Origin of the sequence: Acidovorax sp. SUPP2539 (assembly GCF_030158975.1) — a bacterium.
Classification (GTDB): Bacteria; Pseudomonadota; Gammaproteobacteria; order Burkholderiales; family Burkholderiaceae_C; genus Paracidovorax.
Window position 1 is genome coordinate 650938 of the sequence record NZ_BQXJ01000001.1, and the last position, 17691, is coordinate 668628.

At 66.5% G+C, this 17691-nt stretch carries 2 protein-coding genes; both read left to right on the plus strand.

Annotated features, from left to right (window positions below; translation table 11 throughout):
* The first annotated feature begins 3 nt into the window (after positions 1–3).
* Positions 4–6531, plus strand: a complete 6528-nt coding sequence (locus AVTE2539_RS03010; protein ID WP_284408306.1) for a non-ribosomal peptide synthetase — start codon at positions 4–6, stop codon at positions 6529–6531.
* Positions 6531–17660: a non-ribosomal peptide synthetase gene (locus AVTE2539_RS03015; RefSeq protein WP_284408307.1), complete on the plus strand. Its 11130-nt coding sequence runs from the start codon at positions 6531–6533 to the stop codon at positions 17658–17660. The genes AVTE2539_RS03010 and AVTE2539_RS03015 overlap by 1 nt, the downstream gene beginning before the upstream one ends.
* The last annotated feature ends 31 nt before the right edge of the window (positions 17661–17691 follow it).

Sequence of the window (17691 nt, forward strand, 5' to 3'; positions counted from 1 at the left end):
GCCATGACAGCACCGCAAGATATACAGTCCCTGCGCGCCCGGCTCAGCCCCGAGCAGCGCGCCCAACTCGATGCCCGCCTGCGCGGCGGTGGTCGCGCAGCGCCACGTGGTGGTCAGGACATTCCGCGCCGGGACCCGGCCACCCCCGCGCTGCTTTCCCATGCGCAACGCAGCCTTTGGTTGACCTGGCAGCTTGCGCCCGAGAGCCCGGCCTACAACCTGGCAGGCAGTCTGGAAATGGACGGCCCCCTCGACGCGTCGGCGCTGAGCGCAGCGCTGGGTGACCTGGTGGCGCGGCATGACATCCTGCGCACGCTGATCACGATCGGTGGCGACGGTCAGGCGCTGCAGGCCGTGCAGCCGCAGGCGGGTGTGCCGCTGCAACTTCCAGTGGTCGATCTGCGCGAGCAGGCCAGGATCGAAGACGCGTTGGCAGACGCGCTGGCCGACTTCGCGCAGACGCCCTTTGCCCTTGACCGGGAGGTGCCGCTGCGCGCCTGCCTGTACCGCCTGGGCGAACAGCACCATGTGCTGGCGCTGTCCCTGCACCACATTGCGGCGGATGGGTGGTCGTTGCGAATTCTCGTGGACGAGATTTTCCAGTGCTACGCCGCCAGGCTCGGCGCCCGGCCGCATGCGCTGGCGCCGCTGCCCATACAGTTCACCGACTACGCGGCCTGGGAACGCCAGCGCCTGGACGGCGGCGAGCGCGAACGACAACTGCGCTACTGGCGCGATCGCCTGGGCAGCGCGCATGAGCCGCTGGAACTGCCCCTGAGCCATGTACGCGGCGCGGTAACGGATGCGGCCGAGGGTCGCCACCGTTTCGTCTGGCCCATTGAATTGTCCGATGCGGTGCGTGCCATGGCGCGAGCGCGTGGTGCCTCGCTGTTCATGGTGATGACGGCCTTGCTCGACCTGTTGCTGTACCGCCTGAGCGGCCAGCGCCGCATCCGCGTGGGGACGCCCATCGCCAACCGGGGCAAGGCCGAGACCCATGGGCTGATCGGTTATCTGCTCAACCTCCAAGTGGTGCAGGTCGATGTCGCGCCACAGATGGGCTTTGGCGAGCTGCTGGAGCAGGTGCGGCATGCTGTGCTCGACGCTCAGCAACATGCCGACCTGCCGTTTGACATGTTGGTCGAGGCGCTTGCGCCGGAGCGCCAGCCGGGCGTGCATCCGTTGTTTCAGGTCAAGTGCACGCAACAGGACGCGATGGAGCGCGAGCGCAGCGTCGCCGGGTTGCACGTGCGCATGCAGGCCATGACCGCAGGCCATGCGCACTTCGATCTGAGCCTGGATTTCACAGATCGGGCCGAAGGCATCGAAAGCGTTTTCATCTACGACACGGGCCTGTTTGATGCGCAGCGGATTGCGGTCTTTGCGGAAGGCCTGACCCGTTGTGCGCAGCAGGTGGTGACGGCGCCCGACAGGGCATTGGCGGCCCTTGCGCTGACTGACCCGGCCGAGGGTCTGCAGACGGTTGCCGTGTCGCAGCCCGCAAGTCCGCAGGCCATAACGGTGCTTTCCCTTTGGGATGCCGCCGTGGCCAGCCAGGGCCAGGGCTTGGCGGTGCGTGCCGAATCGCGCACTGCATCGTTCGGGCACTTGGACAAGGCGGCAAACCAGCTTGCGGCGCGGCTGCGCACGCAAGGTCTGGGTCCGGAAACCCGCGTCGGGGTGCTGGCACCGCGCTCGCCGGAAATGGTGCTGGGTATGCTGGCCGTACTCAAGGCCGGCTGCGTCCATGTGCCGCTGGACCCCGAGCTGCCGGCCGACCGGCTGGCCTATCAGCTGCGCGACAGCGGCGCCCGCCTGGTGCTGGCCCTGCAGCCTCCTGCATGGCAACCGGGGGTCCCGGTATGGCCGCTGGCGCTTTCTGAACCCGCAGAACTCGAGGCCGATGCGCTGGAGACCGCGACCCTTCACCGGGACCAGGCCGCGTACCTCATCTACACCTCGGGCTCCACGGGCCAGCCCAAGGGGGTCGTGATCACGCACGGCGCGCTGGCCAACTATGTGCAGGGTGTGCTGGCCCGGCTGGACCTGCCGGTCGATGCGTCCAGCATGGCCATGGTGTCGACAGTGGCTGCAGACCTGGGGCATACGGTGCTTTTCGGCGCGCTGTGCTCTGGGCGTCTGCTGCACCTCATCTCCCCTGAGCGCGCTTTCGATCCAGACGCCTTTGCGGACTACATGCACACGCACCAGGTCGATGTGCTCAAGATCGTGCCTAGCCATTTGCAGGCCCTGCTGAGCGCGGCCCGGCCTGAGCAGGTCCTGCCACGCCATCGCCTGGTGCTGGGCGGTGAGGCCACGGGCTGGCCTTTGTGCACACAGATCGCCGCCCTGAGCCCCTTTACCAAAGTGCTCAACCACTACGGCCCGACGGAAACCACGGTCGGGGTGCTGACCCAGGAGGCCGCTGCGGCCGCCGGTGAGGCAGGCACGGTGCCGCTGGGCAGGCCGCTGCGCAACAGCTGCGCCCATGTGCTGGACGAATGGCTGAGCCCCGTGCCGCAGGGCCTTGCCGGCGAGCTGTACCTGGGGGGGGCAGGCTTGGCACGTGGCTACGAAGGCAGGCCTGGCCAGACCTGTGAGCGCTTCGTGGCGGACCCCTGGTGCGCGGGCCAGCGCCTGTATCGCACCGGGGACCGCGTGCGGCAACTCGAGGATGGCAGCATCGAATTCCTGGGTCGGAACGACGACCAGATCAAGCTGCACGGCTACCGCGTCGAGCTCAGTGAAGTGGCCCAGGCGTTGCGAAAGCTGCCCGGTGTCGCGAGTGCCGAAGCCATTGTGCGCGAGGCCGAAAACGGGCAGCAACGCTTGCTGGCCTACGCCGTCGCGCAGGAACGGCAGGTGATCGATGTGGCCGCGCTGCGCGAGTCCCTGTCGCGCACCCTGCCGCCCTACATGCTGCCAGCGGCCATCGTGGTGTTGCCGCGCCTGCCATTGACCATGAATGGCAAGGTCGATCGCCATGCCCTGCCGGAGCCAGAGACGGCCGAGTGCGGCGGCCATGAGGCGCCGGTGGGGCCGACCGAGCAAACGCTGGCAGCGGTCTGGTCGGAGGTGCTGGGGCGCGAGCCCGTCAGCCGCAGGGACAACTTCTTCGAGATCGGCGGAGACTCCATCCTGGCCCTCAAGGTGGTGGCCAAGGCGCGAAAGCACGGGCTCAAGCTGGTGCCCAAGCAATTGTTCGAGCAGGTCAGCCTGCAGCAATTGGCCGAGATGCTGCAGGCACCTCCAGTGGCAGGACAGTCCACGGTGGCCTGTCCGGTGCAGGACCAGGACCAAGCGATCCCTGTGCTGGCCCCGGAACTGCGCAACAAGCCGCTCGTGCCGTCGCACGCCCAACTGCGCCAGTGGTTCCTCTGGCAACTGGACCCTCACAGCAGTGCATACCATATCGCAGGCGCTCTGAAGCTGGCCGGTGAGCTGGACCTGGACGCCCTGCGCACGAGCTTCGATGAACTGGTGGCGCGCCACGAATCACTGCGCACGGTGTTCAGCGCAGACGAGCAGGGTCAGGTGTGGCAGCAGGTCCAGGCGCCTGCCGAGTTGCCTGGGGCCGCGATGCCATTGATTGATTTCTCGGCCCTGCCTGAGGACCAGCGTGATGCTGCCGTGCAGCGGCAGGCGCTCGACACCATCGCCACGCCTTTCAATCTGTCCCGTGGGCCGCTATTGCGGCTGGCGCTGATCCGCGCGGCACAGCACATGCATGTGCTGGTGGTGGTCATGCACCACATCGTCTCGGACGGCTGGTCCATGCAGATCATTGTCGAAGAGTTCGCGCAGCGTTACCGAGCGCGCCTTGCGGGGCAGCGCCTGACCCTGCCGGCGCTGCGCCTGCAGTATGCGGACTACGCGGCATGGCACAAGGGATGGCTGGAAGCCGGCGAAGGGCCGCGGCAGTTGGCGTACTGGAGGGATAGGCTGGGCAACGAGCACCCTGTCATGCAATTGCCCGCCAGCAGGCCACGCCGAGCCGATGGCCGCTACCGGGCAGCTCAGCACGCCATCACGCTGTCCGCAGACCGGGTGCGAGGCCTGCAGCGCAGAGCACAGGCCCAGGGCATGAGCCTGTTTATGGTGCTGCTTGCAGGATTTCAGGCGCTGCTTCACCGCTACACGGGCTTGCAGGACATCCGTGTGGGCGTGCCCACCGCCAATCGGCACAGGGCGGAGAGCCAGGGCATCGTGGGCTTTTTCGTCAATACGCAGGTGATGCGGGGACAGCTGCATGGCCAGTTGACGCTGTCCGAATTGCTGGCGCAGGCCCGGCATGCCGTGGCCCAGGCCCAGGAGCACCAGGACCTTCCCTTCGAACAGTTGGTGGAGGCGCTGCATCCGCAGCGCAGCCTGAGCGTCAGTCCCCTGTTCCAGGTGATGTTCAACCACCAGAGAAAAGGCCACCAGGTGCTGGAGCAGCTTCCCGGGCTGCGGTTTGAGGGCTATCTGGACATCGAAAGATCGACCATCTTCGAGTTCATGCTGGACACGGTCGAGTGGGAGGATGGCCGCCTCAGCGCGCAGTTCAGCTATGCGCAGGAGCTGTTCGATGCGCCGATGGTCGAACGCCTGGCGGGCAGCTTTGACCATATCTTGGCGGCGTTGGTGGAAACGCCTGGAGCGCGGCTGTCCGAGATCGGCATCCTCGGTGCCACCGAAATCCGTAAGCTCGATGCGTGGAGCCGGGCAGGTGAGCACGGCGCCGGCCCTGCCTCTCTCGTGAAGGTGATCGAGAACCAGGTAGAGCTGCAGCCGCAGGCGGTCGCCATCGAATGCGCGGGGCAAAGCCTCAGCTACGGCGAACTGAACTTTCGTGCCAACCGATTGGCCCATCTGTTGCTGGAAAGGGGCATCGGCCCTGAGCGTCGCGTGGCCGTGGCGCTGGAGCGCGGCGTCGATTCGGTGGTGGCTTTGCTGGCCATCCTCAAGGCGGGCGCCGCCTATGTGCCGCTGGACCTGGAGTACCCGGCCGACAGAATCGCCGTCATGCTCGAAGACAGCCGGGCCGATGCCTTCATCCATCACGCGGACGTGGGGGCTGCTCTGTCGGGCGTCTTCGACGGGCTGGTCGCCATCGACCTTCGCCGCGTGGCATGGGAGCATCTGCCGGGAGGCAATCCGACCGTTGCGCTGAATGCGGACGGCCTGCTGTACATCCTGTTCACATCCGGCTCCACCGGGCGGCCCAAGGGCATTGCGATGCGGCAAGGCGTTCTCTCGCAATTGGCCGCATGGCAGATCGACCGCATTCCGGGAGCCGCGCGCACGCTGATGTTTGCCTCGCCCTGCTTCGATGTGGGCTACCAGGAGGTCGTCGTGGCCCTGTGCTCAGGCGCTACCCTGGTCCAAACGGACGCCGCCCAGAGAAGGGATTTTTCCTTGCTGTTGGCCTTGATGGACGAGCGGGCGGTGGAGCGCGTGTACCTGCCCTATGCCGTGCTCCAACTGTTGGCCGAAGCGGCGCTGCGCCTGGACAGAAACCTGCCAGCGCTTCGGCAGATCATCACGGCCGGCGAGCAACTGAAACTGACCGAGGAACTGAGGGCCTGGCTTCAGCGGATGCCCCGGTGCCGGCTGGTCAACCAATACGGCCCCACGGAAACCCACGTGGTCAGCAGTTTCGATGTGGATGCCGGCGATGGCCGGACGCTGCCTCCCATAGGATCGCCCGCCTCGACGGCCATCCTGCGCGTGTTGGATACCGCGCTGCAGCCGGTGCCGCCGGGCGTGGTCGGCGAGCTGTACCTGGGCGGTGCACTCGCCAGAGGCTATGTGGGCCGACCTGCGCTCACGGCGCAGCGCTTTGTGGCGGACCCCCTGGGCCGCCATGCTGGCCGTCTGTACCGGACGGGGGACCTGGCGCGATGGGATGAGTACGGGCAACTCGAATACCTGGGGCGGGTCGATCACCAGGTGAAGATTCGAGGTTTTCGCGTGGAGGTCGGCGAGGTGGAGGTGGCCCTGCTGGAGCTGGAGCCGGTGCGAGAGGCTGTCGTTGTGGCCCAGGAACTGGCAGGCACCAGCCGGCTCGTGGCCTATGTCGTTGGGCAGCCTGGCGCTGCGGTAGACACTGGCGCGCTGCGTGAAAGCCTGCGGCTTTCCCTGCCCGACTACATGCTGCCTTCGGCCTTTGTCGAACTGCAGGCGTTACCCCTGAATGCCAATGGCAAGGTGGACAGGGTCAGGCTGCCCGATCCCGCTGGGGGATCGTCGCGTGCCCATGAAGAGCCGTCTGGCGATACAGAGCAAGGGCTGGCGCGGATCTGGCGCGAGGTGCTGTCGGTGGAGCGCGTGGGTCGCGGCGACAACTTCTTCGAACTGGGCGGCCATTCTCTGCTTGCGGCGCAGATGGTGGCGCGCGTTCAAAGCGCCATGCAGACCGGCCTTGCCGTCAAGGACGTGTTCGAAGCCCCTGAGCTGTCCGCCATGGCCGCTCGCATTGCCACCTCAGGCGATCAGCGCGCAAAGTTGCGCGAGATGGCCTCGTTTGTCGACAGTCTGGAGAACGTTTGATGGGCCTCGATCATGTGCGGTATGTCGCGGAAAGATTCGCAGGGCTCTCGGATGAAAAGCGCCGCCTCGTCTACCAGCAACTCAAGGCGCAGGGGCTGTCTATCGGCCAATTTCCCGTCCTGCCACGCGACGCGAAGGCCTCTGGCGAATGCGCAGCCTCGGCGGCCCAGGCGCGGCAGTGGTTTCTGTGGGAGCTTGATCCCCGCAGCACGGCCTACCACCTGGCGGGTGTGATGCGGCTGCGTGGTGAATTCGATGTCGAGGCGGCAAGAGCAGCGCTCTCCTGTGTGGTGCAGCGCCATGAATCGCTGCGCACGGTGTTCAGGATGGGAGAGCAGGGCCAACTCCAGCAGCTCATCCGCGAACATGCCGAAGTCGATTTCAGCTGTTTGGACTTAAGCGAGCCTGGCCAGGCAGACACGCAGCAAGCGGAAATGCAGCGCATCTGCAGCCAGCCGTTCGACCTGGCCCGGGGACCGCTGTTGCGGGCCGTGGTGCTTCGGCTTTCGCCCCAGGAGCATCTATTCGTGGTGGTCATGCACCACATCGTTGCCGATGGCTGGTCTTTGCAGATCGTGGTGAACGAGTTCGCGCAGCATTACCGAGCCGTGGTTCTGGGCGAGGCTGTGGCCCTGGCGCCGCTGGCGGTGCAGTATGCCGACCATGCGCTGTGGCAGAAAAGCTGGCTCGACGCGGGTGAGGCAGACAGACAACTGCTGTACTGGCGGCAGCAGTTGGGCGACGAGCACCCGGTTCTTGAGCTGCCGGCAGACCAGCAACGGCGCTGCGACGGGCGATACCAGGCAGCGCGCCATGGTCTGGCCCTGTCGGCCGACCTGGTGAAACGGCTGCGCTCGCTGGCCGACCGGCATGGCGCCAGCCTGTTCATGGTGCTACTGGCGGGATTCCAGGCATTGCTGCACCGGCATACCGGCGCAGAGGACATCCGCGTGGGGGTGCCCGTCGCCAACCGGCAGCGCGTGGAGACCGAAGGACTTGTCGGCTTCTTCGTCAATACCCAGGTGCTGCGCGCCAGGCTGCACGAGTCCATGCCATTCGGGCAACTGCTGGACCAAGTCCGCCAGGCGGCGCTGGAGGCCCAGGACCATCAGGACCTGCCTTTCGAGCGGCTGGTGGAAGCCCTGCAGCCCGAGCGAAGCCTGGGTAGCAGCCCGCTGTTCCAGGTCATGTTCAACCACCTGCGCGAGGACTACCGGGCACTGCAGCAACTGCCGGGCCTGGACGCCGAGCTCTGCGACGCTGCCGACAAGGCTGCGCAGTTCGAGTGGATGCTGGAGACCACGGAACGGCCCGACGGCAGCGTGCATGCAAGGTTCAGCTATGCGCGCGAGTTGTTCGAGCCCTCGCGCATCGCCCGGCTTGCGGACCAGTGGGTTCATATGCTGTCGGTGTTCGCAGACCGGCCGGACTGCTGCGTGGGGTCCGCCGATTTGCTGCCCGCAGAGGAAACGGCCCAGTTGCACGCGTTGGCCCGGACCACGCACAAGCAAACGCAAGGTCACTCTCCCTTGCACCGTCTTGTGGAGCGGCAGGCAATCATTCAGCCTGGCGCCGTTGCGTTGCGTTGCGAGGATCAGACCCTGACCTACGGCGAGCTCAATGCGAGAGCCAACGGAGTGGCCCACCGCCTGATGGCGCTGGGGGTGGTGCCGGAGACCCGGGTGGGCATTGCCATGCAGCGCTCGGTGGAGATGGTGGTGGGGCTGCTGGCCATCCTCAAGGCCGGTGGTGCCTATGTGCCGCTGGACCCGGATTACCCTGCCGATCGCCTGGCGCACATGGTCCAGGACAGCGGCATCGGTTTGGTGCTGACGCAGGGTGCGGTGCGTGAACGCATTCCTGGCACGGCCGGGCTGCAGGTGCTGGAGATCGACACGCTGGACCTGTCGGGCGAGCAGGACACCGATCCGCAGGTGCAGGTGAGCCCGGACGGGCTGGCCTATGTGATCTACACCTCCGGCTCCACAGGCCGCCCCAAGGGCGCCCAACTGAGCCACCGCAACGTGGCGCGGCTGCTGGATGCCACCGAGGCCTGGTTCGGCTTCGGGCCCGACGACGTGTGGACGCTGTTTCACTCCTACGCCTTCGACTTCTCGGTGTGGGAGATCTTTGGGGCGCTGTGCACGGGCGGGCGCCTGGTGGTGGTGCCGTACTGGGTCAGCCGATCGCCGCAGGACTTCCTGGCGTTGCTGCGAGCCGAGCGCGTCACAGTGCTTAATCAAACGCCCTCGGCCTTTGGGCAACTGGTGCATGCGGTGGAGCAGGACGGGCATGAAGGGCAGGGCGGCGCGGGCCTGTCGCTGCGCCATGTGGTCTTCGGCGGCGAGGCACTGGAGCCCGAGAGCCTGAGGCCCTGGTTTGAGCGCTTCGGCGATCAGAGCCCCAGGCTCATCAACATGTACGGCATCACCGAGACCACGGTGCATGTGACGTACCGGCCCATTACGCAGGCGGACCTGGAGGGCGGGCGCAGCCCTGTGGGCGTGGCGATTGCGGACCTGGGCCTGTACGTGCTCGATGGCAGCCTGAACCTGCTGGCGCAGGGCGTGGCCGGGGAGTTGTACGTGGCGGGTGAAGGCCTGGCGCGGGGCTACCTGAACCGGCAAGGCCTGAGCGCGGAGCGCTTCATCGCCAATCCGTTCACGAACACCGGCGAACGCCTGTACCGCACAGGCGATCTGGTGCGCTGGACGGCACAGGGCGAACTCGAATACCTGGGCCGAGCCGATCAGCAGGTCAAGATCCGGGGCTTCCGTATCGAGCTGGGCGAGGTGCAGTCGCAGCTGCTGGCCCAGCCCGAGGTGCGAGAGGCCGTGGTGCTGGCCAGGCAAGGAGCGGGCGGGGCCAGGCTGGTGGCGTATGTTTCGCTGAACGATGCGGTCGAGGAAGGGGTGCTGAAGGAGCGGTTGGGTCAGGTGCTGCCGGACTATATGGTGCCGTCCGCCCTCGTGGTGCTCGATGCCCTGCCGCTAACGGTCAACGGCAAGGTGGACCGCAAGGCGCTGCCGGAGCCGGAGATGGCCGGGGTGCAGCAATACGAGGCACCGCAAGGCGAGCTGGAGGAGATGCTGGCGCGCATCTGGGCCGAGGTGCTGGGCGTGGAGCGCGTGGGCCGCCGGGACGGCTTCTTCGAACTGGGCGGGCATTCGCTGCTGGCCCTGGGCCTGCTGGAGCGCGTGCGCGCCCAGGGCCTGCGCGTGCAGGTGCGCATGCTGTTCCAGCACCCGAGGCTGGCGGAGTTTGCACAGGCGTTGCAGCGGGAGCAGGGGCAGGCGCAGGAGCCGGGTACCGGCGAGATCGACGTGCCACCCAATCTGATCCCCGAAGGCTGCACGGCGATCACGCCGCAGATGCTGACCCTGGTGGAACTCGATGCCCAGGAGATCGCACGCATCGCAGCCGTGGTGCCCGGGGGCGCGGCCAACATCCAGGACATCTACCCGCTGGCGCCGCTGCAGGAGGGCATGCTGTTCCACCACATGCTGGACACGCAGCACGATGCCTACGTGACCTCGCACGAACTGCTGTTCGACAGCCGCGAGCGACTGGAGCACTTTGCGGCCAGCTTCAACGCCGTGATCGCGCGGCACGACATTCTGCGCACGGCCGTGCTGTGGGAAGGCCTGCGCGAGCCGGTGCAGGTGGTGTGGCGGCGGGCGGCGCTGCAACTGCGGTGGCTGCAGGATGCCAGCGCGCTGCCGGCCTTGCACCGCATCGACGTGCGCCAGGCGCCCATGATCGATGCCTTTGCCGTGGCCGAAGGCCAGCGCTGGAGGCTGCAGCTGTACACCCACCACATGGTGGACGACAACACCACGCTGAAGCTGGCGGTCAGGGAGATCGGCTTGGTGCAGCAGGGCCTGCAGGCGCAGTTGCCCGAGCCGGTGGCGTTCAGGCGCTTTGTGGCGCAGGCGCGGCTGGGCCGCAGCAGGGCTGCACATGAGGCGTTCTTCCGGCAGATGCTGGGCGACGTGCAGGAGCCGACGGCGCCCTACGGGCTGTTGGATGTGCGCGGGGATGGATCGGGCGTGCAGGAGGCGCGGTTGGCGCTGGATGCGGGCCTTGCGCGGCGCATCCGCGAGCAGGCGCGCAGCCACGGGGTGAGTGCGGCGGCATTGTTCCACCTGGCTTGGGCGCTGGTGGTGGGCAGGACCACGGGGCGTGACGATGTGGTGTTCGGCACGGTGCTGTTCGGGCGCATGCAGGGCGAGAGGGATGCGGGCCGTGCGCTGGGGATGTTCATCAACACCTTGCCGATCCGAATCGGGCTGGGTGGGCAGGCGGTGGCTCAGGCGTTGCGGCAGACGCATGTTGCGCTGACGGGGCTGCTGGAGCACGAGCATGCGAGCCTGTCGCTGGCGCAGCGCTGCAGCGGGCTGGAGGCGGGGGTGCCGCTGTTCACCGCCTTGCTCAACTACCGCCACGGGGCCGGGCAGTCCGATGATGTGCAGGCCGAAAGACTTCAGTGGGAAGGGGTCGAGATGGTGGGTGGGGCGGAGCGCACCAACTATCCCTTCGGCCTGTTCGTGAATGATCTGGGCACGGATTTTTCGTTGGTCGTCCAGGTGGCATCGGGCGTTGATGCGTCCACCGTCGGTGGCTATGTGAGCGAGGCCATTCAAGGCGTGGTCCAGGCCTTGGGATCGCCGTTGCCTGTGCGGCTGTCGGAGATCGGTGTGATGCAGGGCCAGGAGCGTGCGCGCTTGCTGGACTGGAGCGTGGATGCCCATGGCCACCCGTGGACGGCTCCCGTCCACCGCCTGTTCGAGCAAAGGGCACGCGAATGCCCCGAGGCGCCGGCCCTGTCGTTCGGGGAGCGGACGCTGAGTTATGGAGAGCTCAACGCGAGAGCCAACCGAGTGGCCCATCGCCTGATGGCGTTGGGGGTGAGGCCGGAGACCCGGGTGGGCATTGCCATGCAGCGCTCGGTGGAGATGGTGGTGGGGCTGCTGGCCATCCTCAAGGCCGGTGGTGCCTATGTGCCGCTGGACCCGGATTACCCTGCCGATCGCCTGGCGCACATGGTCCAGGACAGCGGCATCGGTTTGGTGCTGGTGCAGTCCGCGCTGCGCGCGAGCCTGCCTGGCCTGCAGGCGTTGCAGGTGGTGGAACTGGATCAGTCTGATCTGCCGGGCCTGGATGCCGGACCTTCGCACGATCCCGCGGTAGAGCTGCATGGCGAGAACCTGGCCTATGTCATCTTTACCTCGGGTTCGACGGGGCGACCCAAGGGCGCAGCCAACCGGCACGGTGCGCTGCACAATCGGCTGGTCTGGATGCAGCAGGCCTATGCGCTGACTGCCGCGGATGCCGTGCTGCAGAAGACACCGTTCAGTTTCGACGTATCGGTCTGGGAGTTCTTCTGGCCGCTGATGACCGGCGCCAGGCTGGTGATGGCCGACCCGGGCGATCACCGCGATCCCGCCCGACTGGTTTCGCTGATCCAGCAGCATGGCATCACGACGCTTCACTTCGTGCCCTCGATGCTCCAGGCTTTTCTCGGGTATGAGGGCATCGAGGCCTGTACAAGCCTGACCCGCATCGTATGCAGCGGCGAAGCGCTGCATGCCGATGCACAGGCTCAGGTCCACAGGCGGCTGCCGGGCGCAGCCCTCCACAACCTTTACGGGCCGACCGAGGCGGCCATCGATGTGACGCACTGGACGTGCCGCAACGACGGGCGGGCCAGCGTGCCCATCGGTCGCCCCATCAGTGGCATCCGTACTTATGTGCTGGACGCACAGCTGAATCTGACGGTGCCGGGTGTGCCGGGCGAGCTGTATTTGGGCGGCCTGGGCCTGGCCCGTGGCTACCAGCACCGCGCCGGGCTGAGCGCGGACCGCTTTGTCGCGGACCCGCTGGACGATGCTGGCGGCAGGTTGTACCGCACGGGGGATCTGGTCCGCTGGAGCGCAGACGGGCAAATAGAGTATCTGGGCCGCATCGATCATCAGGTGAAGATCCGGGGCCTGCGCATCGAGTTGGGCGAGGTGGAGTCGCAACTGCTGGCGCAGCCGCAGGTGCGCGAAGCCGTGGTCATGGCAAGGCAGGGCGCCGGGGGCGCGCGCCTGGTGGCCTATGTGACGCCTGCGCCAGCCGGCCCGGACGCCGCCCTCGACACCGATGTGCTGCGTGCCCAACTGGGGCAGGTCCTGCCCGACTACATGGTGCCCAGTACCGTCGTGGTGCTGGACGACTTGCCTTTGAATGCCAATGGCAAGGTGGACAGAAAGGCGCTGCCCGAGCCGCAGGCGCCGGCAGGCAGCGCATACGAGGCTCCCTTGCCGGGTGTCGAGGCGTTGATGGCGGAAGTTTGGTCCCAGGTGCTGAAGGTGGACTCCATGGGCCGGCATGACAATTTCTTCGCGCTGGGCGGTGACTCCATCCTCAGCCTGCAGATCGTCACGCGGATGCAACAGCGCGGTTGGCACATCACGCCCCGGCAGCTGTTCGAATGCCAGACCATTGCTGCGCTGGGCGCTGTGGCCAAGGAGACCGATGCAAGCGCATCGCAGGGCCGCGCGCCAAGGCGCCGCTCGGACCTGAGCGACTACCCGGAGGCAGACCCGGCCTGGTTCCCGCTGCTCGACAGGGACAACATCGAGGATGTCTATCCCCTGGCCCCCACGCAGGCCGGCATGCTGCTGCATGCGATGGAGGCGCCGGGTTCGGGCTTGTACGTCAACCAGTTGAACCTGGAGGTCGGCAATCTGAATGCGGCCCGTCTGGCGCGGGCCTGGCAGGTCATGGTCGATCGCCATGAGATGCTGCGCACCGGATTCCTGTGGCACAGCGCCATGGCGCGGCCCCTGCAGGTTGTGCTGCGCAGTGTGCAAGCGCAGGTGTTGCTGCTTGACTGGTCCGGCGTGGAAGCCGGTGAGACCGAGCGCCGTGTGTCGTCGCTGGCGCAAGAGCTGCTCACGCGCGACATCGACTGGTTGCGCCCGCCGCTGTCACAGGTCACCGTGATCGACCTGGGCGCCGACCATCCAGGCCATCGACATCGCCTGATCTGGACCCACCACCATGTGCTTTCGGATGGCTGGTCCGATTCGCGCCTGATGGGCGAATGGCTGCGCGCGTACGCTGACGAGCCTCTGCCGGCCAGGCCCGCGCCCTATGGCGATTACATAGACTGGCTGCAGGCCCAGGACATGCAGCAGGCCGAGCAGTTCTGGCGGGGCGAGCTTGCAGCGTGCGACGGTCCCAGCCTGCTGGCGCAAGCCACGGCAAACAGCCATCCCGGCCAGGGCTTCGGCAAGCTGTATACCCACCTGGGCCGCCAAGAGACCGGCGTACTCCAGGCGTTTGCACAGCGCGAGCGCGTCACGCTCAACACACTGGTGCAGGCCGCCTGGGCCTTGCTGCTGCAGCAGCACACGGGCAAGGAGCGCGTGCTGTTCGGCTCCACGGTGGCCGGCCGTCCGGCGCAACTCCAGGGCGTGGAAGAGATGATGGGACTGTTCATCAATACCATTCCGGTTCCCGTCGCAGCCCCGGGCGGGCAAAGTGTGGGTGACTATCTGCGCGAGGTGCAGCAGACCAACATGCGCGTGCGCGAGTACGAGCATGTGTCACTTGCCGATATCCAGCGCTGGAGCGGATCGGGCGGTAGGCCGTTGTTCGACAGCATCATCGTTTTCGAAAACCTGCCCATGGACGAGACGCTGCGCAGCCTAGAACGCTTCGGCCTGCAGTTCGGCCCCATGCAGGGTGGCGGTCTGACCGGGTATGCCATGGACCTGCAGGTCGTCGTGGGCGAGTACCTGGACATTGAGTACTGCTACGACCGCCGCGAGTTCGACGAGGACCAAGTGGCGGCGCTGCGCTCGCAAATGGAGCATGTGATGCAGCGCATGGCCTGCGATGCGGCTTGCGCATTGGGCGAACTGGGTTGGCTGGACGATGCGGCGCGTGACGGCCTAGTGGCCCTGGGCGGCAATGATTCACCGCCGCTGAGCGCCAGCCATGGGGCCGTTCACCACCTCATCGAACAGCAGGCCGCCCGGCGCGGCGATGCCATCGCCTTGTTGATGGGTGACGAGGAGCTGAGCTACGCCCAGCTCAATGCCAGGGCCAACCGGCTGGCGCATTGCCTGCGCGGCCTGGGAGTGGGGCCCGACGTGCTGGTGGGGGTTGCGCTACAGCGTTCGCTGGACAGCATCATCAGCCTGCTGGCCGTACTCAAGGCCGGCGGCGCCTATCTTCCCATCGACCCCGGTTATCCGGCCGACCGACTGAAGTACATGGTCGAGGACAGCGGCATCGCCCTGCTGCTGGCTCACCGTGCCGTGGCGGCCCGATGGCCGGCTTGCGAGGGTGTCGAGGTGCTGGAGCTGGAGAGCATTGATCTGCCCGGTGGCGAGGAAAGTGCATGCAACCCGCAGGTGGCGCTGGGGGCCGACCATCTGGCCTACGTCATCTATACCTCGGGATCGACGGGGCGTCCCAAAGGGGTGGCCGTGGCCCATGGGCCCCTGGCCATGCATTGCCTCGCGACGGCGGAAATCTATGGCATCGGGCCCCAGTCGCGTGAGCTGCATTTCATGTCTTTTTCTTTCGATGGGGCGCATGAGCGCTGGCTTGCACCCTTGTGCGTGGGAGCCGGGCTGGCTTTGCGCGAAGAGGAACTTTGGACTGCGGAGCAGGCCTACGAAGCCCTGCGCCGCTATGGGGCGACGAATGCCGCGTTCCCTCCTGCCTACCTTGGACAGATCGCCGACTGGGCGCACCAGCGTGAAGATGTTCCGCCCGTGGAGTTATATGTCTTTGGCGGCGAGGCCATGCCCAAGGCCGCCTATGAAAAGGTAAGGAGCAGCCTGCGGCCGCGCTTGCTCATCAACGGTTATGGTCCCACGGAGACCGTGGTGACGCCGCTGATCTGGAAGACCACGGCCGATCGCAGCTTCGATTGTGCTTATGCGCCCATCGGCCGACCCGTGGGCGAGCGCAGCGCCTATGTGCTGGACGCCGGCCTGCAGTTAGTCCCCCGCGGTATGGTGGGCGAGTTGTACATCGGCGGCTACGGCCTAGCGCGAGGCTACCTGGGGCGCAGTGCGCTGACGGCAGAGCGCTTCGTAGCCAGTCCCTTTGAAAAAGACGGCGGGCGTCTGTATCGCACCGGAGACCTGGTACGTTGGATGGAGGACGGCAATATCGAATACATCGGACGCGTGGACCACCAGATCAAGGTCCGCGGCTTTCGCATCGAACTGGGTGAGGTTGAAGCCCGCGTGCGTGAGGTTGAAGGGGTGGTCGACGCCGCCGTGGTCGCCCACCAAGGCGCTGCGGGCGTGCAACTGATCGCCTATGCCGTGCCTCGGGATGGCTTGTCCGCGGAGGAACTGGTGGCGCGCATACAGCAGCAACTGCCCCAGCGGTTGCCGGAATACATGCTGCCCTCGCGCGTGCTAGGTCTGCCGGCCCTCCCCCGGCTCATCAGCGGCAAGCTGGACCGCGCTGCGCTGCCGCCCCCCGCTGCCGAGGTGCGAAGCACATTCCAAGCACCCGCCAGCCATGCGCAGGTCGAGATGGCCAGGATCTGGCAACAGGTGCTGGGCGTGAAGCAGGTGGGCATCCATGACAACTTCTTCGAACTCGGCGGCGATTCCATCATGAGCCTGCAGGTTATCTCGCGCGTGAAGAATGCCAAGCTCGGATTCAATCTGCGCCTGCGCGATCTGATGCGCCACCAGACCATCGAGGCCCTGGTGGCCGCCTGTGCCGCGCAGCCCGGTTCCGTGCGGCCGGCGGCGGCCGCGGTCGCCGCCCATGGCGAGATCCCGTTGGGCCCCATACAGCAATGGTTCTTCTGCGAGGACATTCCATCGCGCCACCATTTCAACCAATCGGTGCTGCTGCGTGCGACACGACCACTGCAAAGCCGCAACCTGGAAGAAGCCGTTCGCCTGTTGCAAGCCCGGCATGATGCTTTTCGCATCCGCTTTCGGCGTAACGGGGCTGGTGTGTGGATGCAGGCCTATGCGCCGGACAGCGGCTCCACCGTGCTCTGCACGCTGGAGGACGTGGCCGTTGACGACATCTCCCGCACTTGTGAAACCGTGCAGTGCAGCTTGGATCTGGAGCACGGGCCTTTGTGGCGCGTGGCACATCTGCGCGTTGAAGATGGCAGCGAGCGGCTGTTGATCGTCGTCCACCATCTCATTGTGGATGGCGTTTCCTGGCGTGTGCTTCTGGAGGACTTGCAGAGCCTGTACCAGCAGCTTGGCGACGGTGCTCTGCCGAAAGGTTTGGCCGAATCTGCACCCTACAAGGCCTGGACTCAGCACCTGCACGACCCTGCCACGCTGCAGCAGCGCATGGCCGAACTTCCCTACTGGCTGGGCCAACTCGGCGCCGCCGGGGATTTGCCACGCGATGATGACTGCGTCAGGGCCGTCATCAAGGACAGGGCCACCGTGTCCCTGCAACTGGACGAGGCGCAGACCCATGCGCTGCTGCGCCAGGCGCCTGCAGCGCTGGGCGTGTCCACGGAGGACCTGCTGCTGGCGGCCCTGGTGCGTGCCGTCGCCCAGTGGACGGGGCAGGATGCCCTGCTGCTTACCCTTGAAGGCCATGGCCGCGAGGCCGACGATGCGGGGATCGACCTGAGCCGGACCGTAGGGTGGTTCACCAGCGCCTATCCCGTGCGCCTGACCGGTGGTCGACTGGCTGCGCTGCAAACTCTGGAGAGGGTCCGGACCGGCCTGCAGGGCGTGCCGGGCAAGGGCATCGGCTTTGGGGCCTTGCGCTATCTGCATCCCGACGAGAAGGTGCGGGGCGCGCTGAGCACCGTCGAGCCCCGGATCACCTTCAACTATCTGGGACAGTTCGACCAGACCTTCGATGGCGAAGCCAGCTTCATGCCTGCCGGCGAATCTCCCGGTGCCGAACGCCATCCCGAGGCGCCGCTGGCGAACTGGCTGGAAATCATTGGTCGCACGTACGGCGCAAGGCTATCCATGGGATGGAACTACAGTGCCGCCATGTTCGAGCGAAAGACCATGGAGCAACTGGTGCAGGCCTATCACGCGGAGCTGGTGGCATTGCTGGCGCAGGCAGTGGCAGATCCGCAAGAGTGCGTGGTAGCTGAAGCCGGAAGCGTGTGACAGGCGGGGCGGCGCAGGCACCGCCTGCGCC